Here is a 26,328-nt window from a genome sequence, read left to right on the forward strand (position 1 = left end):
TAACACATTACAATGAATAAATTACTTTTCAACTCTATTTTTGTAGCCCTGCTATTTGCGTTTACAGCCTGTGGTGGTGGCGGTGATACCGCTGAAGAAACAGCCAGCCAGGATGCTGAATCAGCAGAAGCAGTAGATGATGGTATACGAACGATCGATATCATCGGTACAGACGATATGAAATTTGTAGTAGAATCGGAAGGCGAGGGGCTGGTAACAGGAGGTACTGCCGGAGAATATATACTTCTTGAGGCAATTGAAGTTGCACCCGGCGAAGAGATTCGAATTAACCTGACTACAGTAAGTAATCTGCCGCCTACTGCAATGTCTCACAACTGGACACTTGTAGAGATGGGAACCGATACTGATGCGTTTGCACGTGCTTCTATAACTGCCAGGGATAATGAGTACATCGCCCCTGACTTTGAAGACCAGGTGATTGTACACACCGCAATGCTTGGAGATGGTGAAACAGACTCAATAACATTTACTGCTCCTGAAGAGCCCGGTGATTATGATTATATCTGTACATTCCCGGGTCACTATGCCGGTGGAATGGTTGGTATTTTAAGAGTACAAGAATAATTATAAAACCTTCAACTACTTTTAAAACGAAAGGCCATGTGTTAAACATGGCCTTTTTTATTTTTGATATCTGTAGTGATTATTTAAACTCGATATACACCGGTTTTTTTGTTTGCGAGGCAACGGAAACTGCTTCACTATAGGTCTTTTGCTGGATTTCCTTAGATGATGACTTTGCTAATTCAATAGGTTCATTGTCACCTTCTACAGCTCCCATCCCGGATGCACATGTTACAGTTATTTCCATTGGTGAATAAAGACTAAATGTAATCGCTTGTGCAACCATATTAAGGAAGCTATGTCGGGTTTCGACTTTGGCAACACCGTTAGAGCAGTGCTCAGTTGCGTCGACAATATCCGGCGGTACCAGCCCTGCAATAAACCCGGTGGCCCATTTTTTCTGGTAAACTTCACTTGAGGCTTCAAGCCCGGTTGTTACCTGTGCGTGATAGCAGCCAGACATCAACATGGCGAGCGCGAAAAGAAATACAGACTTTTTAAACATAATATTAGGATGATTTTGTGATTGTTTTTTACATATTTGGTGAAGAGTGTATCTTCATTTTTAATATGCGTTAATTTAAAGTAAAAAGTCTCAAAAGGATTTAAGTATAAGAGATGAAAGAGCTGAATATTATAGAAGCCGATTTATCAAATGAAAAACATACGGATGCAATATTGCATGTAACTAATGAATATGCAAAACATCCAATGGGATTGGGAAAACCTTTGCCCGAAGATATCCGGGAGAAATTAATTGATGAGATTCAAAATTTTCCGGTTTGGTTTAGTTTAATTGCATTCTATGATGATCAACCGGCTGGAATTGTCAATTGTGTTTACAGTTTTTCTACATTCAATGCTGCCAAAGTCATAAATGTTCACGATTTAGCGGTATTAAAAAATTTTCGAAGTAAAGGCATTGGTGAGGCTCTGCTGGCTGCTGTTGAGAAAAAGGCTAAAGAGACGAATTGCTGTAAAATCACGTTAGAAGTTCGTGCAGACAATCGTGCAAAAAATCTGTATGAAAGAATGAATTTTGAATATGGAGAACCAAAAATGTTTTTTATGAGTAAATACCTGTAAAGGTTGTTTTTATTGATAAAGCTTAAATAATATTCAATAAGACAGAGCCGAGTAAAGTGATCATGCAACTACAGGATTCTAATTGCGTATTATTATCAACGTGCAAAAATTGAAAGTAAAGATGGGATGAGTCAAAAAAGTAAAGATCGAAAGACAAATGTAAGGGATTCAGGAAATGATTCACTTTCAGATTTCCTGGCAAAACACGAACAAAACACGCCTCAGGCTGAAACGTCTTCTAATAACTTCACGAAAAATGTTCTTCTGGTATCAATTGTTGTTGTGCTCGGTCTCTATTTTGTACAAGATATCAGCAGAATTTCTCTAAACCCGATTAACTCTATTGTTAATACCATCAATTTTGATGGTTACAGTGAAGATCTGCTCAATAGCATGAATGAGATGATGGCCGATATGGGGTATACAGCTCTGACACATGAAGACTTAACGGAACTTCGGGATGAGGGAGTTACAGCCACATATATATCTAATATACGATCGCTGGGCTATACGGGCCTTACACTTGATGAATCTGTTCGACTCGCCAATGCTGGCGTGTCATCCACGTTTATGGCGATGATGATTGAACTGGGATACGATCTGACAATCGATGAATTTATTGAACTCGAAAGGGCAGATGTTACAGCCTACTATACCAGCAATATCCACGATTTGGGATATACCGATGTTACTACAGATCAACTCATTAGAATGCAGAGAATAGGTGTAACGCCCGAGCTTATCCAAACACTGCAGGAAGAACGTGGAGAAGATATCCCTCTTGAGGAGATTATTCGATATCGTATCAGCAATCAGTAAGCCATTTCGGAATTATTCCGAAACGACTTACGATCACTAATCATGTCTTACTCAGTAATATATCTTTAAACATTTAAAGCTGCCTGAGCTGCTGCCAGCCTCGCAACAGGCACACGGAATGGTGAGCATGAAACGTAGTTCAATCCCTGTTGATAACAGAACGTTACACTGTGTGGCTCACCGCCATGTTCGCCGCAAATTCCCACTTTTAAGGCAGGTTTTTGTTCCCGACCTTTTTTCGTGGCCATCTCAACCAATTGTCCGACCCCTTCCGTATCAAGCACCTGGAACGGGTCTTCCTGAAGGATGCCTTCTTTGAGATATTCTCCAAGAAATTTTCCGGCATCATCGCGGCTGTAACCGAATGTCATTTGAGTTAAGTCATTCGTACCAAAGGAGAAGAATTCAGCATCCTTAGCAATCTGGCCGGCCACAAGTGCAGCCCTTGGGATTTCAATCATCGTTCCCACTTTATAATCAATGGAATCCCCGAGCTCCTCAAATACATCTTTAGCCGTACGGTCAATCACAAGTTTTTGACTCCTGAACTCTTGTGGTGTACCTACCAGGGGAATCATGATCTCGGGAAAGAGTGTGTATCCTTCATTTTTCAGTTCAATTGCAGCTTCAAGAATAGCCCGCGTTTGCATTTGGGTAATTTCCGGATAGGTAATTCCAAGCCTGCAGCCTCGGTGCCCCAACATGGGATTAAATTCCCGAAGTGAGCGAACTTTCTGAGCAAAAACACTCGGTTTTATACCCAATTCTTTCGCAACAATCTCGATATCTTCTTTTTCTTCAGGTAAAAATTCATGTAACGGAGGATCAAGCAGCCGAATCGTAACTGGAAGATTATCCATGGATTTAAATATCTCCTTGAAATCGGCTTTTTGATAAGGTAAAAGTGTTGCTAACGCATCTTTACGATTTTCAAAACTATCCGAAATAATCATTCTCCTGATTGCACGAATTCGGTCTTCGCCAAAAAACATATGCTCGGTTCGGCAAAGTCCAATACCCTCTGCTCCAAAATCTCTTGCTCGGCTCGCATCTTCCTTGGTATCTGCATTCGTACGAACGTTCATATCTCTAAACTGGTCTACCCAGCTCATGAAGGTCTTATAGTTTTCGTCCAATTCAGGTTTGATTACATCTTTACGCCCTTCAATAACAGTTCCGCGTGCCCCGTCAATGGAGATCCAGTCACCTTCGTGAACCGTAATTTTGCCGTTTGTGAATGAAAGGTTTTCATAATCGATAATAATATCGCTACACCCGGCAACGCATGGTTTACCCCATCCGCGGGCAACAACGGCAGCGTGGCTGGTCATGCCGCCTCTGGAGGTCAGAATTCCCTCAGCAGCCGACATGCCACCTACATCTTCAGGGCTGGTTTCAATTCGAACTAGAATCACGGGATCGTCTTTTAAGGCAGCTTCTTCTGCTTTTTCTGAATCAAATACAACCTTTCCAACGGCCGCACCCGGTGATGCTGCAAGGCCTACCCCAATTACAGATTTCTCTTTTACGGTGTCAGCGTCAATTTGTGGGTGGAGTAATTGATCTAAGTGATTCGGCTCAACCAGGTTCTTTACAGCATGCCGTTCATCAATTAAACCTTCAGCAACCATATCTGTTGCAATTTTAATTGCTGAATGTCCTGTACGTTTACCATTTCGAGTCTGGAGGATGTAAAGTGTACCTTTTTGAATGGTAAACTCAATGTCCTGCATATTTCCATAGTGCTTCTCCAGTTCCTTGCCCCAATCTAGTAGTTCATTGTATGCTTTGGGCATTACCTCCTTCAGTTCGGTTATATCCTTTGGAGTTCGAATACCTGCTACTACATCTTCACCCTGGGCATTCACGAGAAATTCACCATAGAGTTTATTTTCTCCGGTTGATGGATTCCGAGTGAAGCAAACACCTGTTGCACAATCATCACCCATATTTCCATAAACCATCGCCTGCACATTAACGCCGGTTCCAAGCAGTCCGGTAATGTGATTTATTTGTCGATACTTAATAGCACGATCACTATCCCAAGATTTAAAAACAGCGTTAATGGCCCATTCTAGTTGCTCAAATGGATCCGTTGGAAACATATACCCTGTGGCTTTCCGGTACACTGCTTTGTATCGATTCACTAACTCTTTCAAGTCTTGCTTGTTCAAATCGGTATCCAGTTCAGCCCCTTTTTCTGATTTGAGTGATTCCAACGCATGTTCAAATTTTTCGTGAGGAATGCCCATCACGACGTTTCCAAACATATCGATAAACCGCCGATAGCTGTCGTAAGCAAATCTTTCGTTATTCGTATGGCTGGCCAAAGCTTCTACAGAGGTATCATTCAATCCCAGGTTCAGAACAGTATCCATCATTCCGGGCATTGAAACAGCTGCACCCGATCTCACTGAAAGCAATAACGGATGTTCTGAATCCCCTAAATTTGTTTTCATGATATCTTCAATGAAATGAACTCCTTTTTTAACCTGTTCCTTTAACCCTTTGGGCCATTCTGAGCCGTGGCTGCTGTAGTAATTACAAGCTTCCGTTGTAATCGTAAACCCAGGAGGGACTGGCAAACCGATTGAGGACATTTCTGCGAGATTAGCTCCTTTTCCTCCCAATAGCTCCTTTAAGGTCTTGTCTCCATCAGCTGAGCCAACACCAAACTTATAGACGTGTTTCTCTTTTACATCTTTCTCCATAATTATCACCTTTTTTGTAGTTGAAGGTCTCTTGTAAATTTATTTCAATAGGTAACATAGTTCACAATTGTTATGATTTTATGAACTTTTATAGAATTGTAATTTTTCTCCACCCATTTTACCCTACCGGAGAAAGAAATGATTTTTTTCAACGGAAAATCATAATTAAGTGAAGCCTATCTGATCTGTTTCAGAGAATCTAGTATGTATGTTTGTTCCTCTTCATTGAAGATCTCATAAAAAATTTTACCATTTTGATTTGTAATCGGTTGAAAGATTATTTTATGATGTTTACCGGTAGAATGGGGCGCTATTTCTGCTTGAATTTTTTTGTACTTATGAAGCATGCTTTCTTCAAAACCTGTACCTAAAAATGAACAGACATTTTGTAATACAACATCCGTTTGCTGGCAAAGTTCTTCATACGAAACAAAATAATGAGCGGGCTGGCTTGTATAAATTTCTTCAACCTTTCTGTCACGCATACAGCGATTAATGCAATCATCAATGGTCAGCGGCGAATTCCATTTTCCTCTCGATCTTTTATACAGTGAGGCCACAACATCAGCACTATTCCTCTGTATGTGTAGAAAAACAGCACCTGGTAGATGGTATTTAATGGTCGGAATGACACTGAGATGTTCAGGTGTTTTTTCAATCCAAATGTTTGCACCGTAATTGTGTGCTAATTGGTCAAGTAACTGTTTAAAAAAAAGTACTGCGCTCTTTTCTCTAAAGAATAATGGGACTTTACTATTAATTTTTTCTTGATGTGAAGGCGGTTGTTTTTTAATAAATGTTATTAATCGTTTTTGAACGTGAGGTGTAACAAAACCTGAAAATGAGTATTTATCCAAGACCGTAAAAAATTTACTTTCTGAGAAAGAGATAATTTCAGAATGTGCAGCCAATAGATTCCGAAGCAAGGTCGTTCCCGACCTTGCTGTTCCAACTATAAAAACCCGTTTTATCATACTCTTAAATATTTATTCTCTTTGGGTCAGAGTAAATGCGTCAAATATTTTAAACCAATGTAACAAGATCTGATTATTGCATCATGACAAATAAAAATCAGTTTATGCTTACAGATTTCGATATTTTTTGTAAATAATGAATCAAACAAAAAACTGACTCGTAATTTCTTAAAAAGATTTTCATGGAAATTCTCTGGATCATAGTAGGAAGCTTATTTATTGTCGCCGGATTTGCAGGCGTATTTGTTCCGGTTATTCCCGGAACACCACTCATCTATGTTTCACTATTGATCATGCAGTTGGCATTAGGGGCACCCTTTACATGGACATTTTTAATCTTATGGGGAATTGCTGTTGCCATTGTTGCTACATTAGACGGCCTGATTCCTGCCGAGGGGGCAAGGAGAATGGGAGGTTCTAAATATGGTATTTACGGATGTTTAATTGGTGCGTTTATTGGATTGGTTTTTTTCCCACCATTTGGAATTATTGTAGGGCCGATAGTTGGAGCTTTTGGAGGTGAGCTGTTAGCCGGTCGAAAATCGGGATCAGCACTGAAAGCTGCAATGGGATCATTTATTGGTTTCCTTGTGGCAACGGTCCTGAAGATGAGCGTGTCAGTTATTTTGGCATATTATTTCTTTTCTAACATTTGATTATTGAGATAGGGTATGTCTAATGCTAATTATTTGGATTTAGCATTTATTAGATAAAAAGAACTGAAAGTTTGATCAGACATATCACGTCTTAGTATTCATCCGATGAATAGATCAATAAAAAAAGCCGGATGGAACTGAATCCAAGCCGGCTTTTTGATTCCTGTAAGAGGTCAATTATTTGGCAATTTGGCTCGCCATAATGAAGAGCGGCTGATCCTCAAAAATATTGTAGTAAGGTCTGTAGCGATCTGTGTTGTAATACTTTTCAACATCTACAGTTTTACTTCCGCTTTCAATCACATCGATTGATCGGTCTCCATACTTACCATTATTCAGGACTACCAGGCGACCATATTCTTGTCTGAGAACCAGATCAAGCGCAATGTTACCAAATGCCATTGGAGCAATGCTGTCAATTGCATCCGGATTTCCGCAACGCGTGGTATATCCGAGTTTCTGGTTAATGGTTCCAATGGAACGTCCGTTATTGAATTTCTTCGAAAGTGTTTTCAGCCTGTCTGAAACCATATCACCAATTCCGCCAAGTTTCTTGTGGCCGAAAGCATCGGCTTCACTATCTTCAAAAACCATCTCTTCTCCTTCAATCACGGCTCCTTCAGAGATCATCACCATCGAGTAGTTGCTCGGGTTTTTCTTGCGGTCTTCAACCAATAGCTCTGTAAGTTGTTCCACGTTGAACTTGTGTTCCGGGATGATGCACCTGTGTGCAGCACCGGCAAGTGTAGGTAGCATAGCGGTAAATCCGGCATAACGCCCGAAAACTTCCATTACACAGAACCGTTCGTGCGAACCGGTTGGAGTTCTCAGTTCATTTGCAAGTTGAATGGTTCTGGAAATACAGGTACTGAACCCAATGCAATAATCTGTTCCGGGGACGTCGTTGTCCATTGTTTTTGGAATGGCAACCACATTAAATCCTTCCTGGTGGAGGCGTAATCCATAACTCAGGGTATCGTCGCCACCGATGGGTATCATAATATCAATACCGAGCCAGTCGAGATTTTTCAGTACTTCTTCGGTCAGGTCATTAATGTCATCAGTATACTTGTCTTTATACTGATTTGGCATATCTTCCTTGCTAACCTTACTTGGATTGGTTCTCGATGTATGAAGGAACGTACCGCCGGTTCTTGCAGCTTTGGTTACTACTTCTTCAGTTAGTTCGAAAAAGTTTTCGCTGTTATCAGCATTTTCATCACGAACAATGTCAATTAATCCGCCCCAGCCACGACGAATACCAATCACTTTATAGCCTTCGCGAATGGCCCTTATCGTTACACCTCTGATTGCAGGGTTTAAACCCGGTACATCGCCACCACCGGTTAGAATTCCAATAACTCCTTTTGTTTTGTTTATGTTGGCCATAATGTGGATAAAATCTATTTGATTACGATTATATTTCTTTCAGTAAGCATGTAATATAAAACTATATAGGGAATGATTAGTAATACGAGCGTAAAATTAACAGCCTGATAATGAAAGCGGTTTCATTCCCGTTATTTTATAAATATATCTGATATCACAAAAAAACCGAATTTTGCTATTTAGTTCAATGAAAAAATCACGGGTATCTGTAAAATTATCATCCCTTTACGAAGATTTACATGAAAGTTTGAGAAAACTCAAGAGTGATCCATCACAAGTAGTGGATTCGAGAGAGATTGTGGAAAGTGCATTGAACGATGGTGAGGCTTATTATGGAATTAACACCGGTTTTGGAATTTTAGCGAATAAAAAAGTGTCGGAAGAACAACTTTCCCAACTACAGAGAAATCTGATTCTTTCTCATTCAGTAGGTGTTGGAGATTTGGTTCCAAAAGAGATTTGCAGGCTTATCATCCAGTTAAAGATTCATGCACTTGGAATTGGGTACTCGGGTATCTCGTTGGCGACTTTCAATCGACTTATCAAATTCCTGGAAAATGATTTAATTCCGGCCATTCCTGAAAAAGGGTCTGTAGGTGCATCGGGGGATTTGGCACCGCTCGCTCATATGTCTCTGCCTCTTCTGGGATATGGATATTTTTGGAATGATGCGGGATCGGATATTATCGAAGCATCAGTAGCTCTGAACCGGATGGAGATAGAACCTATCGAATTGCAACCCAAAGATGGATTGTCTCTTATTAATGGCACTCAACTAATGTGCGCCTATGGAGCTTACGTTCTTGAAAAGACATTGCACCTGCTTCAAGTGGCAGATGTCGCCTCAGCGATGAGTTTGGAGGCTCTGCAGGGAAGTATTGTTCCTTTTGATGAGCGAATTCATGAAATAAGACCACATAAGGGACAGAGAGAGGTCTCGGCGAATATTCGCTATCTGCTTCAGAACAGTGAGATCCTGGAATCGCACAGGCATTGTGGAAAGGTTCAGGATCCATACTGCCTGCGATGCGTTCCGCAGGTTCATGGTGCAAGCCGCGACGCTATTCACCATTCTATTCAAACAGTGGAAACTGAAATGAATTCAGTGACAGATAATCCACTTGTATTTGAGAATGGGGATATTTTAAGCGGGGGCAATTTTCACGGTCAACCATTGGCGCTCGCACTTGATTATGCGAAAATAGCACTCGCAGAATTGGCAAGTATTGCTGAACGAAGAACCTACCTTCTGCTTGAAGGACACGACGGGCTTCCAGAATTACTGATGGAGAAAACAGGCATTAATTCCGGGTTTATGATTCCGCAGTATACTTCGGCGGCATTAGTATCAGAAAACAAGGTATTGTGTCATCCCTCATCGGTTGATTCCATTCCAACCAGCATGGGTCAGGAAGACCACGTAAGTATGGGAAGTATCAGCGCGCTTAATCTTTTGAAGGTGTATGAGAATGTAGAAACCGTTATGGCTATTGAGTTATTTACTGCCGCCCAGGCGCTGGATTTCAGAAAGCCTCTGAAACCCGGTGATGGTGTAGAAAAAGCACACCAGGTTATTCGAGAGGCTATTCCGCATGCAACGGAGGATCACTATTTTAAAGATGATATCAGCAAAGCGGTGGATCTGATTCGTCAACGAAAGCTAATAGAGAACCTGATGGAATCAGACGATGATTTACTTTAAGCTATAAAACGGCGATGTTTTCAGTTCAGCAGATCAGAAATTATAGAATAGCCACTTTTGCAAAATAATAAAGAAGATAATCCAAGAATTATGATTGCCGGGCCTACGGCATCAGGTAAAAGTTCACTGGCAGTTTCGCTGGCTCAACAGATTGATGGAGAAATCATTTCAGTGGATTCGCGCCAGTGTTTTAAACGGATTGATATTGGCACAGCTAAGCCATCGCAAGCGGATCTCAAAGAAATACCTCATTATAATATTTCCGTTCTCGATTTAACGGAAGAAGACAGCGTAGCTGATTTTAAGAAAAGAAGCGATCAATACTCGGCTGAGATTGAATCAAAAGGGAAAACGGTGATCTACTGCGGGGGGAGTACTCTACATCTGAAATCACTCATACAACCCCTGGATGACATCCCGAAGGCCGACCCTGAAAATATTAAAATGCTTTCTCAAGAAGCCGGGGAAAAGGGACTGGAGTACCTGTATCAAAAACTAGAAGAAGTTGATCCTGAATACGCTGAAAAGATGGATGGCCTGAATCGCCAGCGAATCATTCGGGCGCTGGATGTTTGGCATCAAACCGGGAAACCGTTCAGTAGTTTCCACAGCGACGATCCTGTTACCCTGCCCGAGAGATTCCACTTTTTTGCACTTCATCGTCCCCGAAAGATTCTTCATGAGCGAATTTCAAAACGTGCTGATCAAATGTTTGAAGCGGGTTTAATTAATGAAACCAAACAATTGTTGGAGGAAGGGTACAGCAGGAATTTGCAAGCATTCAATACGGTAGGTTATAAGCAAGTTATTCAATTTTTAGATGGCGAAATCACCAAAGAACAGATGATTAAAGATGTGAAAACGGCAACCCGCAGGTATGCAAAACGGCAGATTACCTGGCTGAGGAGATGGCCATTTGTGGAGTGGATCAACATGCATGAGAAGACGAACGAGGAAGCCGTAAGCCAAATACGTGACGCTCTGAAAATAGATTGAATTGAAAGTGTACTCTTCTCAGGGAACTATCATTATCTATTTTGATTAAACAATCCAAGACGTATATTCATTTTAAATACAAACGGATTATGAGAACATTATTAAAACTTTCCACGCTTTTTTTGGCGCTACTGATTTTAAATCCACAGCAATCAGAGGCACAGATAAAAGCAGGTTTGGGTGCAGCTTTTGCCAGTGATATTGAACAAGTAGGAGTTCAGGGAGACCTGCACTACCGGATTGCAGATCTGCCTGTACAGATTGGTGGTAGTTTAGTCTATTATATTCCAAAGGATAATCGCGATTTTTTGGAAGCGAACCTCAATGGGTCCTTTATTTTTTATGAGGAATCTATGTTTAAATCATACCTGTATGCCGGTTTATATCTCGCTCGATCAGAAATAAATAATCAGAACAGTTCGGTTCTCAACAGGGCAATTGGAATGAACGTGGGTGTGGGAGCCGAGTACGATTTTGGTCCCCTTCTTGGGTTTGGAGATTTGAAATACGTTACAGGCGAATTTAATCAACCCAACTTTGCTATTGGTTTAAGACTTCCATTCTAAATAGAGCGGTTTACCCGGGTAATTTAGCCCTGCCTTCTTTTCCGGATCATCGGTAGCGGCTGACGCATAGAAAACGTAACTTTAGCCCGTAATCAAAAAATGCGATAATATCTATGTATAAAGCTAAAGTTAATATCACGCTCAGAAAATCTATTTTGGACCCGAAAGGGAAAGCTGCTCATCATGCATTACAAAATTTGGGATTGAAAAACGTGAAGGATGTGCGGATCGGAAAATTTATCGAGATGAACATCGATGCCGATTCTCAGAATGAAGCTCGTGAACTTGCAGAAACGGCTTGCACACAGCTGCTTGCCAATGAAGTGATGGAGGATTTTCAAGTGGAGATTGAGGAGTAAATATCGTCCAGAGTTTTATGCGAACAGGTGCAATAAATAAATTTTTAGAGGTGCGAAGCGAGGTAAAACCGGAGAAGGAGCCGGATACCGAAGTTCTTGAAAAAGAGAAGGAACAAGAAGATGAAGCACTGGATAAGCCCTGGCGATTAATTTTGTACGATGATGATATTCACACATTTGATGAGGTCATCAATCAATTGGTAAAGGCTTTGGGATGCAGCAAAGCTAAAGCCGAAGAGCTTACATTTAAAGTTCATAATGAAGGTAAAGCAACGGTTTTCGAGGGTACTTTCGAAGAGTGTTTAAAAAGAAATTCCGTACTGCAGGAAATACAACTGGTTACTGAAATTAAAGGATAAAATATCGTGTCAAAAAAAATAGGAGTCATCGTTTTTCCGGGGTCTAATTGCGATCATGATGCATACCACGCCATGAAGCATGTGATGAATGCAGATACCACATTCCTTTGGCATAAGGACAAAGAGATAGGTGACCTGGACCTGGTGATTGTTCCCGGCGGGTTTTCCTATGGTGATTATTTGCGTTCGGGAGCAATTGCCCGTTTTTCACCCATCATGGAAGCTGTTCAGGATTATGTGAAAAAGGGATTCCCTGTCTTAGGGATTTGTAATGGTTTTCAAATTTTACTTGAGGCCGGGCTGTTACCCGGAGCAATGCTTCATAACGAAAAACTGCGGTTTGTATGTAAGAATGTGAATATTCGGGTTGAGAATAATCGGTCCCTGTTTACTTCCGGTATGAAAGAAGGAACTGTTTTAAACGTTCCTGTATCTCACGGAGAGGGGAACTATTTTATTGATGATGAAGGACTCAGTGATTTGAAAGAACATGAGCAGATCGCATTCCGATATTGTGATGCGAATGGAAATGTCACCCAAGAAGCCAATTTTAACGGTTCGGTGGATTCCATTGCCGGTATCATCAATAAGCAGGGAAATGTATTGGGAATGATGCCCCATCCCGAGCGAGCGATGGAGCCGCTGCTGGGATCTTCAGACGGAATACCATTTTTCGAATCGATATTTAATTCTCTACAGTTGGCATAGCGCTAAACTCAACCAGAAACTGCTTTAGTGAAAACTCACGAAGATAAATCCTTAAAATTATACAGCAAAGAGCTGGTCAAAAAATACCGAAAGAGAGTTGTTGTAGATCATGTATCGATTAATGTAAACCAGGGAGAGATTGTAGGGTTGCTGGGTCCCAACGGCGCTGGAAAAACAACTACATTTTACATGTTTACCGGGATCATCCGGCCAAATTCCGGCCAGGTTTTTTTGAATGACGAGAACATCACAAGTATGCCGATGTACAAGCGTGCTCGCAAAGGTATCGGTTATCTCTCTCAGGAGGCGAGTGTGTTCCGAAACCTGACGGTTCGTCAAAATCTGGAATCTATTCTTGAATTTTTATCCATTTCCAAAAAAGAAGTTAAACGAAGGGCAGATCAATTAATAGAAGAGTTTGGTTTGGAAAGGGTGGTGGATAGCAAGGGTTATAGCCTTTCAGGCGGGGAGAGAAGACGAACAGAAATTGCTCGAGCACTTGTTACAAATCCAAAATTTATCCTCCTGGATGAACCTTTTGCCGGAATCGATCCTATTGCCGTTGAAGATATCCAGGAGATCGTAGCTGACCTGAAAAACCGGAATATTGGTATTTTCATTACAGACCATAACGTGCACGAAACGCTCGCCATTACCGATCGTGCTTACCTGATGTTTGAGGGCAAAATTCTTCGGGAAGGAACAGCAGAAGTTCTCGCTGAAGATGAGGAGGCGAAGAAATTATACCTGGGGCGCCAGTTTAAGCTGGATCGTTACCAGTCCTGATTGAATTTGTGAATCTCTCTTTTTAAAAGCAGAAAGGGGTTTAAAAGTTTTAAAAAGGGATAAAAACGCACTTATAAGCTTTTCAAGAATTGAGTTGAAGTCGACCAAAAAAACGGGCCCTACCCATCGTGAACACGAGCGAGACCCCGACATTACGGGGCAGGCTGCTCGCCGTCTATTCAATACTAATTTCTCTCTCCAGAAAAGTGTTCGCTAAGTTGTTGCCGCAATTTGTGCGAAAAGCTCTTCGTTGCTGTCGGTTCTGCGGATCACTTGGAGTAGCATGGAAAGGGATTCCTTGGGATTCTTCTTGAGCAGGAAACGGCGAACCATGTTTCTTTCTTCCAGCGAATCGGTTATGAATTTATCTTCATTCCGGGTGCCTGAAGCAGCTATGTTAATAGCCGGGTAGATACGGTCGTTTGCAATATCACGGTCTAAAACAAGTTCCATATTTCCGGTTCCCTTGAACTCTTCGAAAATCAGGTCGTCCATTCGGGAGTTTGTTTCAATCAGGCAGGTTGCAATAATTGTAAGCGATCCACCACCTTCTATCTTACGGGCTGAGCCAAAAATTTTCTTTGGTATTTCGAGTGCACGAATATCCAAACCGCCTGAAAGTGTACGTCCGCTGTTTGCCTGTGCTGCGTTGTAAGCGCGTCCGAGCCTTGTGAGCGAATCAATCAATAAAACAGCATGTCCGCCATACTCTGCCTTCCGCTTTACGTATCCAAGGGCCATTTCAGAAATTCTAATATGGCTTTCTGTGGGTTTGTCGTTCGAGGAAGCAAATACTTCGGCATTGGTAGATCGCAGAAAGTCGGTGACCTCTTCAGGGCGCTCATCAACCAAAAGAATGCCGGTGCTTATTTCAGGATAATTCTCGGTTAGGCTCCTCGCAATTTTTTTCAGAAGAACGGTCTTACCGGTTCTGGGTGGAGCTACAATAAGTGCACGCTGGCCTCGTCCAATCGGTGCAATCAGGTCAATCACCCGAAGCTCTGTGTCATCAGCATTATGCCCCATCTTGATATATTCATTGGGCATAATAGGTGTCTGGAGTTCAAAGCGGTTAATTTTTTGCCATTCTTCAGCCGATTTTCCGTTAATTCTTTCAATGGAATGAATGTGGCGGTTGCCACTTTGATCCTGCTCAAACTCTCCTTCAATAACCAGTCCCGATCGCAGATCGTGTAGTTTTACTTCGTCTGGTTTTAGGAATGGATCTTTGGGATCGTAACTGAATTCAAAATCAATGCGACGTACGAATCCATAGCCTTTTTCATTGATTTCAAGAATCCCATTGTACCGGCCACCAATTTTTGTTTGTTGATTGTGATGGAATTGCGGCACAAAAATGTTCTTTTTCCCTTTTTTTCTGTTAGATTTTCGCCCCTTATTTTTTCGCGAACGAGCCATGCATTTAGTATTTATTTATAGATTTTTTGAAAATTTCTGCTCCAATTGAGAGAATCGGAAGGAAGAGTAATCTTTGATATCAAAGATGAGTAGAGTTGAGTAGTGGACTGAGTGATGCTTTTATTGCATCACTCAATCGTTTACTAAGATAAGGAAGGAATGATTAGATTAAAAAATTATCGTACAGTTGTTGTTTCATCGATCCAACCGTAGCATTCTCTGAGACTTGAATCAATCTCAAAAGTATCACCTGATTCCCAGCCTGCAAAGAATTTATCCTCTGAGGTAGGCATCACAGGTTCATATGTACTGTATAGACGATTCACTGTCGATGCGGTTGATGAATCAACAGATCGTGCACGATCCAAATAATCTAATACCAACCAGTAAACGGGTCTGTCTTCTCGTTCTATCTGTCTTCCCGATGTACAGCTTGAAACGGCTGCTGCATAAATTTGAGCCATACGGACATAGGGTTGTCCCCAGTCGTTGTCCAGGCTGATTGCTTCTCTTGCAGATCGGCGTGCAGCACGGAGATTATCGTTATTCTGATAAATCTCGGCAATTTCAAGTTTAATATTCTTTTTAGCATCTGTATCGTCGGTCAATTCAAACGCTTCATTCAAGTAATTTATCGCATCCTGGCTGCGTCCATCGGCAACTGCAAAGTCTGCAAGACGTCTGGCACTTGAAAAGGATTGCTCCATTTCATAGAGTTCCCGGGCCAGTTCAATAGCTTGATCCCGACGGCCGGTATCTTCATAAAGATCAACCAATTCGGCCATTACTTCGGTATCTTCAGGGTTATCTTCAAGCCTTGATTCAAGGAACCCAACTCTTTCTTCAGGATCAGAAAACAGATCGTTTTGCACCTGGTTCATATTTTGGGTTAAAGCTGGGCTGGCATATGGTTTAACGGTTTCAATCATCTCGAGAGCTTTGTCTCTTTCTTCATTATTTACGTAGCTGCTCAGCAGAACCTGTATGTAATAGCCATCAGCAGCCTGTGAAAGTTTTTCAGGATTAAGTTCATAAGCTCTTTCATAATCTTCATACGCTTTGCTTAATCCATTTTCAATCGATTCTTGGTTTTCCTGGTAGAAACGTCCGCGGTTCAAATGCCATTGATAGTAGTCAATCTCTTCTTCCGAAAAGGTTTCAAAAGCATCCGCATAGATAGTCAGTGCCGTATCTATATAAGCGGAGCTGATGGATGGGTCGGTGGCTTGTTTTGAAAGCTCTGTATAAACCGTAATCATCCGTTCAAATTGTCTGGATAGATTAAATTGTGGGTTACCTTCGATGGAGCGTGGTTTGTTTTCAATAATCCATCTTCCATACTGACGGGCCATATCGTAGCTACCCGTTCTGAAATTCTCATAGAAGATTGAGTAAGCCTGTAGTTCATTCATTCCATAAGGAGGCTCAGTCTGAGCGAAGGCTTGTGACGATAATGTAAAAAGGAGCGCTAATGCAACAATGTACTTTTTCATAATTCTGCGTTTGTTTCTATAGTAGTATAACTAAAGTGACTGGATACTTATTATTGGAATCTCTGCTGGATAAACATAAGCTCAGCTAAATTAAGCGATAATTTAAAGCCCCATATGTTCTCTTTAACCAAATTAGAGGATTCTGTTCCCCGAATTCCATAATGAAAACTTAAATCTATGGATGATCTTGACGTTCTTGACACTAAACCTAGCCCTGCATGAAATAAAACTGTTTCAATATCTTGGTCCTCTATAGAAAGGTGGCCATTATCATAAGTTGTACCAAGACTATACTTGAAATTTGAGAAAAAACCACCTCTCTGACTTGCTCTGTACGGATGAAATTGTGCACCCAACCCCATTCTCATCCTATTTTTGAAATACTCTTGCTGATTAGTATTGAAACTAAACTCAGCGTTGCTCCATTGTTGCAGTTGAAGCTCAGCCACAACATTTGTAAAGCGACTTAAATTATACGTAAGTCCAGTATTAAATTCCAATGGTAACGTAACGTTTCCATTACGATCCGCATTATTTTCATTGAATTCGATAAGTTGCCGTTGCTGATTAATGGATCTGAAGGCCGAAAGAGATCTCTCAGCCTCAATAGTAACAGGCAGTGTTACAGCAGTTCCGAAGGATAATTGATCGCCCTGGCGCAGTAAATTTGCTTTGTAAGCAAAAAATCCAAAGCGGTGACCAAATTCGTAACCTTCAATTCCAATTTCGTATGGAGTTGAAGAATACTGGGGATTTGAAAAGAGGGGAGTAACATCGTTGTTTATTGATAACAAATTTGCCGAAAATCCATACCCAAAAGAAATATTTTCAAACGGTTGGTATCCAAAACCTAATTCAAATCGATTCACCCCTCCAGTGCCCTGTGTAGTTATTACATATTGAACGTTGTCTTGATTGAGGCCCGGCAGAGAATTGAAAAACCCATTTTCTCTTCGTTTAAAATCAGCGCGGACTATTGGTGTAAAAGAAAGTGATACACCTAATTTATTTCTTAAAAGAGGCAGAGCAAATTGGAAACCGTCTATATTCACTATTGTATTCCTTGCAGAGGTAGAGTTATCGACAGATTCGAAAGTGTTCAACCCGATGGCAATGTTGCCCTGTGTGAAATTGATCAATCCCCAGTGAGCCGGATTGGCAATATTAGGAGAGAAACCATTATATGTTGAAACTCCGGGAAGACCTATTCCCATTGTTGCTGCGGAGTGTACATCAGCCGGAACTCCAAAACCAATTGAGGAATAGAATGAACCGGACTTTGCAGTGGTATCATCATCTTGCGCGTACAACCAATTGGTGGTTGATGCAATTAGAAATAAAACGAAAACAAGAGATATGGAACGCTTAAACATCCTACTCTTCAACATATGTGATTACAATTCTTGGTTTTCTGATATCATCTGAGTTGGGATCGTAAAGGTGTGTAGAATAAATAAGCCCATTAACAGATTGAATCGTTATATATATACTTTGTTTATCCGCATTACCATAAAGATCATTCAGTACAAATTGAGTGACATCCATCAAAAAAGCGTCTGATGTATCATTCAAAGAAGCAGCAAAACTGGGTTGAGTAGTAAAAATTTCAGCCATCACGTCAAAAGGGTCTTCTTCAAAAACGTGCGCTCGAATAAAATTCGTATTTGGCCGGGCTACAGATGGTGTACTCTTCTGTGGATCAGTGTTTTTGCTCAGAATTAACTGGGCATTCACAATATTTTTTGATCCCAATTCTTCCGGTAGATTGGGTTGAAATTTTAAAACTCTCTCGGAGTTATGCAGATAAAAGTTACCAAAATCATCAGATAATTCTTCTCTTGTAAAAGAAGCTCCCCAGTCTCTCAGGGAAATAATCTCAGGACCTGTATTTTCCTCATCATCTTCCTGCGTATTTGATTCGAATAAGAAGCTTGTAATTAATTCTTCTCCATCTTCAGTATCTGTATCGTCTCCAATAGTCTGGGTTTTTAGAAAACGAATATTTTGATTGTTTTCTGACGGTACTATCGCCAATCCCGGAAAGTTTTGTATGTAAACAGAATCTCTCTCCGCGGATGATAGATCAGGATCTGAATTATAAAAGCCTGCATATTTATCAATCCAGGCTTGATCTAATTCTACAACAACGGTGTCTTGGGAAGCGGGTACCTGGAAATCAGCTACTTTGCCTGCCATATCCACCGGAATTTCATCATTGATGCGCAACGATGCACCTCGCCAGATTTTCCCCGCTTCATAAATTTCATAAGAAGATGAAGCCAGGCTATCTCCGTAGATTGTTCCGTTGAAAATGAGTCGAAGCGATATTGAGTCGTCTTCTCTTATAGTATCTACATCAGAGATAGAAATAGAAGGCTTCAAGAGTGCAACGGAGTTCATTGCGCCATAGACAGGATCATCGTGGGATCCCACAGCTGTGTACGTTAGCCTTCCGGAAAAAGAATTTTCCTGGATAATGTTGTAATCATTCAGATAAATCGTTTCTGAGGCAACATCTTCTTCGTCTTCAACGATGTCGTCACCTACAGATCCTGGTGTTTCACATGCTGTTGAAAGAAAAGCTGTAATCAGAAGAAGAAAGGCAGCGATTGAAAATCGTCTGCCTTTGTTTGCGTAAAATTGTGTTCCTTCAGAAAAAATGGAATTGTTTTGAGAACAATTAAATCTATTCGTCTTCGCCGGAAATCTCCCGGTAGTAATTGGCAAATTTTTTCGATACATCTTCGGGCGAACCCTGAATTTTGGTTGGTTTAATTTTCAATTGCTCAAACAGATCATCAAATTGATCTTTCAAATGGTTTCCGGTCACTACATGATCACTGTACTGTAAACCTAACTTGAGCATATCAACAGCACCATCATCAGTAAGAGAATCAATATCTACATCTTCCGGTAAACCAAGCAGTTTTAAAACACTATCGTTATCAAAATGACCTTTATTTTCCGGATGGTGCAGATTGTAAACGATCTGAGTATTCTTAAAAATGCTTTCATCTTTATACTTCGTGCGTACAAGAAGTGGAATCAAACCGGCAGGCCAGTCGTGGCAGTGAATAATATCCGGCTCCCATCCAAGGCTTATAACAGTTTCAAGTACTCCTTTATTGTAGAAGGTCAGGCGTTCGTCGTTATCATCGTAAAACTCTTCGGTTTTAGGATTATCGAACATCGCCTTTCTCTTGAAGTATTTATCGTTATCAAGAAAATACACCTGCAACTTGGCATTGGGGATGCTAGCAACTTTGATCTTCATGCTTTCTACATTCTCTCCTACCTCAACTTCAATACCGGAAAGCCGGATTACTTCATGCAGACGGTTCCTGCGATCATTAATAGTTCCATATTTGGGAAGTAAAATTCTTATTTCAAACCCCTGGTCCTGAAGTGATGCCGGTAAGAACCGAAGAAGATCGGCTGTGTAGGTCATTCGGGCAAAAGGGGCGATTTCGGCGGCAGCATATAGTATTTTCATAGTTGTTAATCGGTTCTTTTAGGAAGATGATTCTTGTGAAAGGTCTGACTTATTATCTGAATATAGATCCCGAATTTCTTTGTCATCGATAGAGTAAAAGTCAAAAAGTGTGTCACTTCGAAGGCCCAGTCGCAGAGTTTCAACAGAAATGACTTCGGCAGGTTGAATATTACCGAGGTTAACATTGCTCCCGAACTTTCGGATGAACCATACTTGTTGATCTTTGTTTGGCGCCTCAAAAAGCAGGTGTTCTATAGAGATCTGGTCGGCAATTTCATCAATCAGCCCGGAACGAATTTCACCGTTAGGACGGAAAACGCCCACAGTTCCGGATTCACGAGCCTCACATATTACTTTCCAAGCGCCCGCTTCAAGTTCAGACTCTATCATTTTAACCCATTTGTAGGGAGGGATAATATCATCAGGATTTTTACTTCCTACCTCTGATAATACTGTAAAGTCCTTACTCAGGTCTTTTATAATTTCGTTTTTTCGTTTGTCTGAAAGCCAAATCGTACCGTTTGATACCTCAAGGTATTCAATGTTATGATCTTGTAATAACTGGACATATTTGTCAAGCTCATCTCTGAGTACGTATGCCTCAAAAAGCGTACCCCCAAAATAGACGGGGATATTGTAATTTTTGTAAACGTCCAGCTTTTCCTTGAGATTCTGAGTTACAAGGGAGGTTCCCCATCCCAATTTTACAATATCTGTGTAGTTTGATGTTGCCTCGCAGAAATCTTCGGCCTGTCTAACACTAAAACCTTTGTCTAAGGCGAGGGTGATTCCTTTGTTCCTTGGCTTTTCAGTTCGCTTAGGAAGATTACTTATTGGATGTGACATTCATCAATTTATGTTATTGTGAAACGGCTTAAGATACAAAACGATGCTTTTATTAAAAAGAGTCAATCTGGTCTGAATGATTATTGATCTGAGCCAACATTCCGATTACTTAAATTTACGAGATATAATATCCTTTGTCGATCAAGATTTTGCAGCATTTCGTGGGTATAGCGCCATTCCCAATTTCCCTGTGCTGTGCCGGGAATATTCATCCGGTGTTCGCCGCCTAAATTCATAAAATCTTGCAGTGGAAAAATTGCTTGCTCGGCTACAGAGAGCATTCCATATCGAATTAATTCCCAATTGATGTCGTTTCCGTCTGATCGTGTGTATTCCCGAACACGATGTTTATCAGCATCGGGAGCAGAGTTGTACCAACCGATGGTGGTATCATTGTCATGAGTACCGGTATAAACCACAGAGTTTTGGTTGAAGTTGTGCGGCAGATAACTGTTTCCGGCATCGGATCCGAAGGCAAATTGTAAAATTCTCATCCCCGGAAATTCAAAATCATCACGTAATTTTTCAACCCCGGGTGTCATCACACCGAGATCTTCTGCTATGATAGGGAGGTCGCCGAGTTCTTCTCGAATCGTTTCAAAAAGGTCGTGCGCCGGACCTGTTCTCCACTCACCATGTTCAGCTGTTTCCTCTTCGGCTGAAACTGTCCAGTATTCATCAAAGCCACGGAAATGGTCCACTCGTATCGCATCAAACAAACCAAACATTTGCTCAAAACGGTTGATCCACCACGAGTATCCATCTCTTTTGAGAGTATCCCATTTGTAGAGAGGATTCCCCCAAAGCTGACCTGTTTTGCTGAAATAATCCGGTGGAACACCGGCAACTAACTGACGATTTCCCTGCTTATCTACTTCAAAATATTGAGGATTCGCCCAGACATCGGCACTGTTGTGGTCCACAAAAATCGGGATATCACCTACTACCCGAACATTTCGGTCATTGGCGTAGGCCTTCAGGTCATGCCACTGGTTAAAAAACTCAAACTGCAGCCATGTTTGATAGTCAATCTCATCCTGATGGTTTTTGGCGAATTTTTTGATCGCTTTTGATTTTCTTTGTGCAAGCTCTGGTTCCCATAAATTCCAAGGATCTTGGTTGTGCTCTTTTGAACACGCCATAAACAGGCAATAATCGGGCAGCCATTCTTTGTTGGCCTTTTTAAACTCATCGAGTTTGGTCTCATCCTCAGCCGATTTTGAGCTGTAAAAGTTTTTAGAAGCTATCTCAAAAAGTCGATCCTTTTTCTTGAAAACTTTCTCGTACTCGGTATTGGTTGTTGATGGCAGTTTGGCTTTTTCCGCATCCTCGGAAGTAATCAATCCTTTCTCTACTAAAATATCCGGGCTGATGAGATAGGGGTTGCCGGCAAATGCAGAATAACTGGCATAGGGAGAATTTCCATAACCGGTGGGGCTGAGAGGCAGTACCTGCCAAATAGTTTGACCGGTTTCCTGCAAAAAATGAATAAACTGTTTGGCATTGTCTCCTAAATCACCAATTCCATAACTGGATGGAAATGATGTGGGATGGACAAGCGTGCCGCTGGATCTCGGAAAACGCATAGTCTCTTATATCGAATAAATGATAAAATTTCTTGTGAAACCTGGCTGGTAATGATGAATAAAATACTGAATAAAGTTTCCAATCTCTTAAACCAGTCAAGTTAAAATATTTTTGAGGTGACCGGGTTAGGATTTCGGTTTCAAAACAACTCCGGCAAGGGGAGGAACGGCTATATTTATATGAGCAGGTTGATTGTGCCAGTTTCCCTCTTGGGCATGGACAGCAATAGGCCCTTTGTTTGTACCACCATAATAGTCAGAATCACTGTTAAAAATCACTTCATATTCACCTGCCTTCGGTACTCCGAATTTGTACTGGTCATGGGTGTTTGGAGTAAAATTCAGAATAAAGACCAAAAAGTCATCCGGATCATCGGATCGCCGTATGAATGAGAGGAGGCTGTTTTCTGCATCACTCATATCGATCCATTCAAATCCTTCCCATCGGGAATCGACTTTGTGGAACGCAGGTTCTTTTTTGTAAATATTGTTCAGGTCTTTTACCAAACGCTGTACCCCCTTGTGCGTATCCCATTGCAGCAGGTGCCAGTCGATAGATTGAGATTCTGTCCACTCGTTCCACTGTGCAAACTCGTCGCCCATAAATAGTAGCTTCTTGCCCGGGTGACCGAACATATAAGTATAAAGCAATCGGAGGTTCGCAAATTTTTGCCAGTCATCTCCCGGCATTTTTGAGAGCAGAGATTGTTTCATGTGGACCACTTCATCGTGTGAAAGCGGTAAGATAAACTGCTCAGAAAATGCATAAATCAAAGAAAATGAAAGCTGATCCTGGTGATATTTCCTGAAAATCGGATCTTTCTTGATATAGGTCAGTGTATCATTCATCCACCCCATATTCCATTTAAAATCAAATCCGAGTCCGCCGGAAGATGTGGGTTGAGAAACGCCCTGCCATGACGTGGACTCCTCTGCAAAATTCAGAATTCCGGGATAGTATTCATGAGTCACTTCATTGAAACGTTGTAAAAAGTGAATCGCTTCGAGATTTTCCCGCCCGCCATATTGATTCGGAATCCATTCGCCTTCTTCGCGGGAGTAATCGAGATAGAGCATCGAGGCGACGGCATCCACCCTAAGACCGTCGATATGAAATTCCTCCAGCCAGTAAATAGCGTTGGAGATCAGGAAGTTCATTACCTCGCTCCTGCCGTAATTAAAAATATTGGTTCCCCAATCGCTGTGCTCACCCTGTCGGGGATCTTCATGCTCATAAAGTGCTGTACCGTCAAACCGGCGTAGCCCATTTTCATCTTTGGTAAAGTGGGCGGGGACCCAATCCACAATTATACCAAGCCCAGCCTGGTGACATTTATCAACGAAATATCTAAAGTCATCGGGATTGCCAAAACGGCTCGTTGGTGCAAAATAACCGGTGATCTGGTATCCCCAGGATGGATCGTACGGATGCTCAGCAATCGGCATCAATTCAATATGGGTGAATCCCATCTCTTTGGCGTAGGGAACCAGGTCATCCCCCATCTCACGATAGTTCAAAAATCCCGGATCGTCTCCCACTTTTCGTTTCCATGAGCCTGGGTGAACTTCATACACAGAGATCGGCTCATTGTGATCCTGAATCTGCTGCCGATTTTCCATCCACTCCTCATCCTCCCATTCATAAGATGAGTTCCAAACTTTTGTTGCCGTTCCGGGACGCAATTCCATCAGGCGTCCATAAGGATCCGACTTTTTGAGAGGTGCTTCCGTTGCGTGAGATTTGATCTCGTACTTGTACAGATCGTTTTCAGTCACATGCGGAATAAAGGTTTCCCAAATTCCCTGGTCGTGATATTTGCGCATCCCGTGCACGCGTCCATCCCAATTGTTGAAAGAACCAATTACACTTACACGGCTGGCACTGGGTGCGGCAACTACAAAATGAGTTCCTTCCACACCATCCACTGTTTTTGTGTGCGAACCCATAAACTTATAGGCATGATGGTGATTTCCCTCACCCCAGAGCTGCAAATCAAAATCAGACAGCTGAGTTGCAAACCGGTAGGCATCTTCTATCGTGTAGGTATCGCCTACGTAGGGAGTGACTTTGAGTTTGTAAGAAAATCTATTCTTCCGGCGAGAAAATACGTGTTCAAAAAGCCCTTCATCTGAAATGCGTGATAATTCAACCTCTTTTCCCGAGTCCGGGATCACGATGATTGATTTAGCATCAGGACGGAAACTGCGTATAACCAATTTCTCCTTCCCTTCGATGTTTACAGTGTGTAATCCGAGCACTGAAAACAAATCGCCATGTTCGCCGTTGGATATTGCTCGTATTTCTTCGATTTTTAAAGTCAAGATTCACCCGCGGTTTTAAAATTCCTGGTAGACAGTAAAGTTGTTATTTTCAAAAAAGTTGATTCTATCAAAAAGAACCACATGATCGGGTAAAATACAAGTTTAGAGAATGAATATTATCCAGTTTATATCACGGCGGTACCTGTTTTCAAAGAAGCACATTTCGTTGATCTCCATTTTAACGGGTATCAGTATTGGAGGAATTACGATAGGGACCGCTCTGCTCATAGTTATTTTATCCGTATTTAATGGTTTTTTTGATGTGATTCGGGGATACCTGCTCTCCTTCGATCCGGACATGCGAATTGAAAGGGTCGAGGAAACGACAATGCTTTTCGATCAGCAGATGATGGATCAGATTCTTGATCACGAAGAGGTTGTGAGTGTCTCGCCTTACGTTGAGGGGAAAGTGATGTTGGCATTTCAAAACGGACAAAATGAGGTAATTGATGTTCGTGGCGTGGATGAAGAGAATGATCCGCTTTTTCAAGAGCTTGAAGCAAGCAGGGAAAATACAGAATACGATATTTCTGTTCGTAACGGGAGTCCCGGAACTATTGTAAGTGAATCATTGGTCAACAGATACAGGTTGGAGCCCGGAGATGAGATCGCGATGCTGAGTCCGTCGGGAATGCGCCGGGCGCTGACCCAGTTTTCGTCGCCTCGGGTGAGCCGGTTTGAAGTTCGCAACAGTTACGACACTCATCAAATTGTAGCAGGTGATGTGGTTTACGTAAGCCTTGAAGCGGCACAGCGGCTGTTCAATATGCGGAATGAGATCAGCGGGTTTGATGTGCAGCTGACCGATACGGATTTGGCAGAAGAGGTGAAAGCCGACCTGCAGGGAATTATCGGGAGTGAGTACATGATTGAAACCTGGTATGACCTTCAAAAACCGCTCTATGATGTTATGTACCTCGAAAAATGGGGTTCCTATTTTATTTTGATGATCATCGTGCTGGTGGCTGTTCTGAACATAGTGGGGTCGCTGACAATGATCGTGATCCAGAAAAAACGGGATATCGGCGTTCTGATTTCAATGGGTATGACTCCCAAAAAGATCAAGAAAATTTTCCAAAGTCAGGGATTACAAATCGGGTTGATTGGCTGTGGAATTGGCGGTGTTATTGGGATTGCACTCACCCTGGCCCAAAAGGAATTTGGGCTTGTCAAACTCTCCTCCTCTTTTATTATTGATGCCTATCCCGTGGCCATTCAAATCTCAGACATTGTGATCGTTTTGATCGGGACGATGCTTCTTTGTCTCCTCGCAAGCTGGTATCCTGCAATGCGTGCGGCTTCCGTTGAGCCCGCTGATGCGGTAAGGGATGAGTAGTACGCCGGAGAGCTTTTCCGGCTCTGAAAACCTAAAATTCCTCGACCGTCGGTTTGTAAGTTGATTGGCGTTTGTTCTGGCATACATTGAATTGTGATTGAATTGGTATTCCGAAGTAACGGGCAAAGCCTGTCCCG

At 41.7% G+C, this 26,328-nt stretch carries 24 protein-coding genes; 12 read left to right on the forward strand and 12 right to left on the reverse strand.

The window, feature by feature from the left end:
- Positions 1-12 precede the first annotated feature (12 nt).
- A complete protein-coding gene (locus L6773_RS03590; RefSeq protein WP_237852483.1) occupies positions 13-585 on the forward strand; it encodes a plastocyanin/azurin family copper-binding protein in 573 nt (190 codons plus the stop codon).
- A 79-nt stretch (positions 586-664) separates the two neighbouring features.
- On the opposite strand, the gene L6773_RS03595 is transcribed toward L6773_RS03590, so the two are convergent.
- Positions 665-1,048 carry a Bor/Iss family lipoprotein gene (locus L6773_RS03595; protein ID WP_237852484.1) on the reverse strand — a complete coding sequence of 128 codons (384 nt, stop codon included), beginning with the start codon at positions 1,046-1,048 and terminating at the stop codon, positions 665-667.
- A gap of 155 nt (positions 1,049-1,203) precedes the next feature.
- Here L6773_RS03595 and L6773_RS03600 point away from each other — a divergent pair, with 155 nt between their 5' ends.
- Positions 1,204-1,671, forward strand: a complete 468-nt coding sequence (locus L6773_RS03600) for a GNAT family N-acetyltransferase (protein WP_237852485.1) — start codon at positions 1,204-1,206, stop codon at positions 1,669-1,671.
- 126 nt (positions 1,672-1,797) lie between these two features.
- Complete coding sequence (locus L6773_RS03605; RefSeq protein WP_237852486.1) at positions 1,798-2,490, forward strand: hypothetical protein; 693 nt, start codon at positions 1,798-1,800, stop codon at positions 2,488-2,490.
- A 65-nt stretch (positions 2,491-2,555) separates the two neighbouring features.
- On the opposite strand, the gene ppdK is transcribed toward L6773_RS03605, so the two are convergent.
- Together ppdK and L6773_RS03615 are read right to left on the reverse strand one after the other, a co-directional pair.
- The gene (ppdK, locus tag L6773_RS03610; RefSeq protein ID WP_237852487.1) at positions 2,556-5,201 is read right to left on the reverse strand and encodes a pyruvate, phosphate dikinase; all 2,646 of its coding nucleotides are present in this window, start codon (positions 5,199-5,201) and stop codon (positions 2,556-2,558) included.
- 176 nt (positions 5,202-5,377) lie between these two features.
- Entirely contained in the window at positions 5,378-6,175 is a 798-nt protein-coding gene (locus tag L6773_RS03615; protein WP_237852488.1) for a sulfotransferase family protein, read from the reverse strand.
- A 182-nt stretch (positions 6,176-6,357) separates the two neighbouring features.
- On the opposite strand from L6773_RS03615, the gene L6773_RS03620 reads away from it, so the two are divergent.
- Complete coding sequence (locus L6773_RS03620; RefSeq protein ID WP_237852489.1) at positions 6,358-6,831, forward strand: DUF456 domain-containing protein; 474 nt, start codon at positions 6,358-6,360, stop codon at positions 6,829-6,831.
- A 177-nt stretch (positions 6,832-7,008) separates the two neighbouring features.
- On the opposite strand, the gene L6773_RS03625 is transcribed toward L6773_RS03620, so the two are convergent.
- On the reverse strand, positions 7,009-8,220 hold the full coding sequence (locus L6773_RS03625) for a 6-phosphofructokinase (protein ID WP_237852490.1): 1,212 nt from the start codon (positions 8,218-8,220) through the stop codon (positions 7,009-7,011).
- 187 nt (positions 8,221-8,407) lie between these two features.
- On the opposite strand from L6773_RS03625, the gene hutH reads away from it, so the two are divergent.
- From hutH to lptB, 7 genes are all read left to right on the forward strand, one after another.
- On the forward strand, positions 8,408-9,922 hold the full coding sequence (gene hutH / locus L6773_RS03630; protein ID WP_237852491.1) for a histidine ammonia-lyase: 1,515 nt from the start codon (positions 8,408-8,410) through the stop codon (positions 9,920-9,922).
- A gap of 57 nt (positions 9,923-9,979) precedes the next feature.
- Positions 9,980-10,918, forward strand: coding sequence for a tRNA (adenosine(37)-N6)-dimethylallyltransferase MiaA (gene miaA / locus L6773_RS03635; protein WP_237852492.1), 939 nt, complete (start codon positions 9,980-9,982; stop codon positions 10,916-10,918).
- 89 nt (positions 10,919-11,007) lie between these two features.
- Positions 11,008-11,484 (forward strand): porin family protein, encoded by a 477-nt coding sequence (locus L6773_RS03640; protein ID WP_237852493.1) that lies wholly within the window; start codon positions 11,008-11,010, stop codon positions 11,482-11,484.
- A 113-nt stretch (positions 11,485-11,597) separates the two neighbouring features.
- Positions 11,598-11,843, forward strand: a complete 246-nt coding sequence (purS, locus tag L6773_RS03645; protein ID WP_237852494.1) for a phosphoribosylformylglycinamidine synthase subunit PurS — start codon at positions 11,598-11,600, stop codon at positions 11,841-11,843.
- Between the two features lie 17 nt (positions 11,844-11,860).
- Positions 11,861-12,202: an ATP-dependent Clp protease adaptor ClpS gene (locus L6773_RS03650; RefSeq protein WP_237852495.1), complete on the forward strand. Its 342-nt coding sequence runs from the start codon at positions 11,861-11,863 to the stop codon at positions 12,200-12,202.
- Positions 12,203-12,208: 6 nt separating this feature from the next.
- Positions 12,209-12,910 carry a phosphoribosylformylglycinamidine synthase subunit PurQ gene (gene purQ / locus L6773_RS03655; RefSeq protein ID WP_237852496.1) on the forward strand — a complete coding sequence of 234 codons (702 nt, stop codon included), beginning with the start codon at positions 12,209-12,211 and terminating at the stop codon, positions 12,908-12,910.
- 27 nt (positions 12,911-12,937) lie between these two features.
- A complete protein-coding gene (gene lptB, locus L6773_RS03660; protein ID WP_237852497.1) occupies positions 12,938-13,696 on the forward strand; it encodes an LPS export ABC transporter ATP-binding protein in 759 nt (252 codons plus the stop codon).
- Positions 13,697-13,909: 213 nt separating this feature from the next.
- Here the strand turns inward: lptB and rho are convergent, their stop codons facing one another.
- From rho to glgB, 8 genes are all read right to left on the reverse strand, one after another.
- A complete protein-coding gene (gene rho / locus L6773_RS03665; protein WP_237852498.1) occupies positions 13,910-15,115 on the reverse strand; it encodes a transcription termination factor Rho in 1,206 nt (401 codons plus the stop codon).
- A gap of 176 nt (positions 15,116-15,291) precedes the next feature.
- Positions 15,292-16,608, reverse strand: a complete 1,317-nt coding sequence (locus L6773_RS03670; protein WP_237852499.1) for a tetratricopeptide repeat protein — start codon at positions 16,606-16,608, stop codon at positions 15,292-15,294.
- A 50-nt stretch (positions 16,609-16,658) separates the two neighbouring features.
- Complete coding sequence (locus L6773_RS03675; protein WP_500809306.1) at positions 16,659-17,996, reverse strand: BamG-related protein; 1,338 nt, start codon at positions 17,994-17,996, stop codon at positions 16,659-16,661.
- Positions 17,983-19,350 (reverse strand): DUF4270 domain-containing protein, encoded by a 1,368-nt coding sequence (locus L6773_RS03680; RefSeq protein ID WP_237852501.1) that lies wholly within the window; start codon positions 19,348-19,350, stop codon positions 17,983-17,985. The genes L6773_RS03675 and L6773_RS03680 overlap by 14 nt, the downstream gene beginning before the upstream one ends.
- Entirely contained in the window at positions 19,295-20,101 is an 807-nt protein-coding gene (locus L6773_RS03685) for a glycogen/starch synthase (protein ID WP_237852502.1), read from the reverse strand. Before L6773_RS03685 ends, L6773_RS03680 begins: the two co-directional genes overlap by 56 nt.
- A gap of 18 nt (positions 20,102-20,119) precedes the next feature.
- A complete protein-coding gene (locus L6773_RS03690; RefSeq protein ID WP_237852503.1) occupies positions 20,120-20,947 on the reverse strand; it encodes a phosphosulfolactate synthase in 828 nt (275 codons plus the stop codon).
- A gap of 80 nt (positions 20,948-21,027) precedes the next feature.
- The gene (gene malQ, locus L6773_RS03695; protein ID WP_237852504.1) at positions 21,028-22,533 is read right to left on the reverse strand and encodes a 4-alpha-glucanotransferase; all 1,506 of its coding nucleotides are present in this window, start codon (positions 22,531-22,533) and stop codon (positions 21,028-21,030) included.
- Between the two features lie 126 nt (positions 22,534-22,659).
- The gene (gene glgB, locus L6773_RS03700; protein WP_439653419.1) at positions 22,660-24,858 is read right to left on the reverse strand and encodes a 1,4-alpha-glucan branching protein GlgB; all 2,199 of its coding nucleotides are present in this window, start codon (positions 24,856-24,858) and stop codon (positions 22,660-22,662) included.
- Positions 24,859-24,964: 106 nt separating this feature from the next.
- On the opposite strand from glgB, the gene L6773_RS03705 reads away from it, so the two are divergent.
- On the forward strand, positions 24,965-26,191 hold the full coding sequence (locus L6773_RS03705; protein ID WP_237852506.1) for an FtsX-like permease family protein: 1,227 nt from the start codon (positions 24,965-24,967) through the stop codon (positions 26,189-26,191).
- Positions 26,192-26,328 lie beyond the last annotated feature (137 nt).

Origin of the sequence: Rhodohalobacter sulfatireducens (assembly GCF_022012475.1) — a bacterium.
GTDB lineage: Bacteria > Bacteroidota > Rhodothermia > Balneolales > Balneolaceae > Rhodohalobacter > Rhodohalobacter sulfatireducens.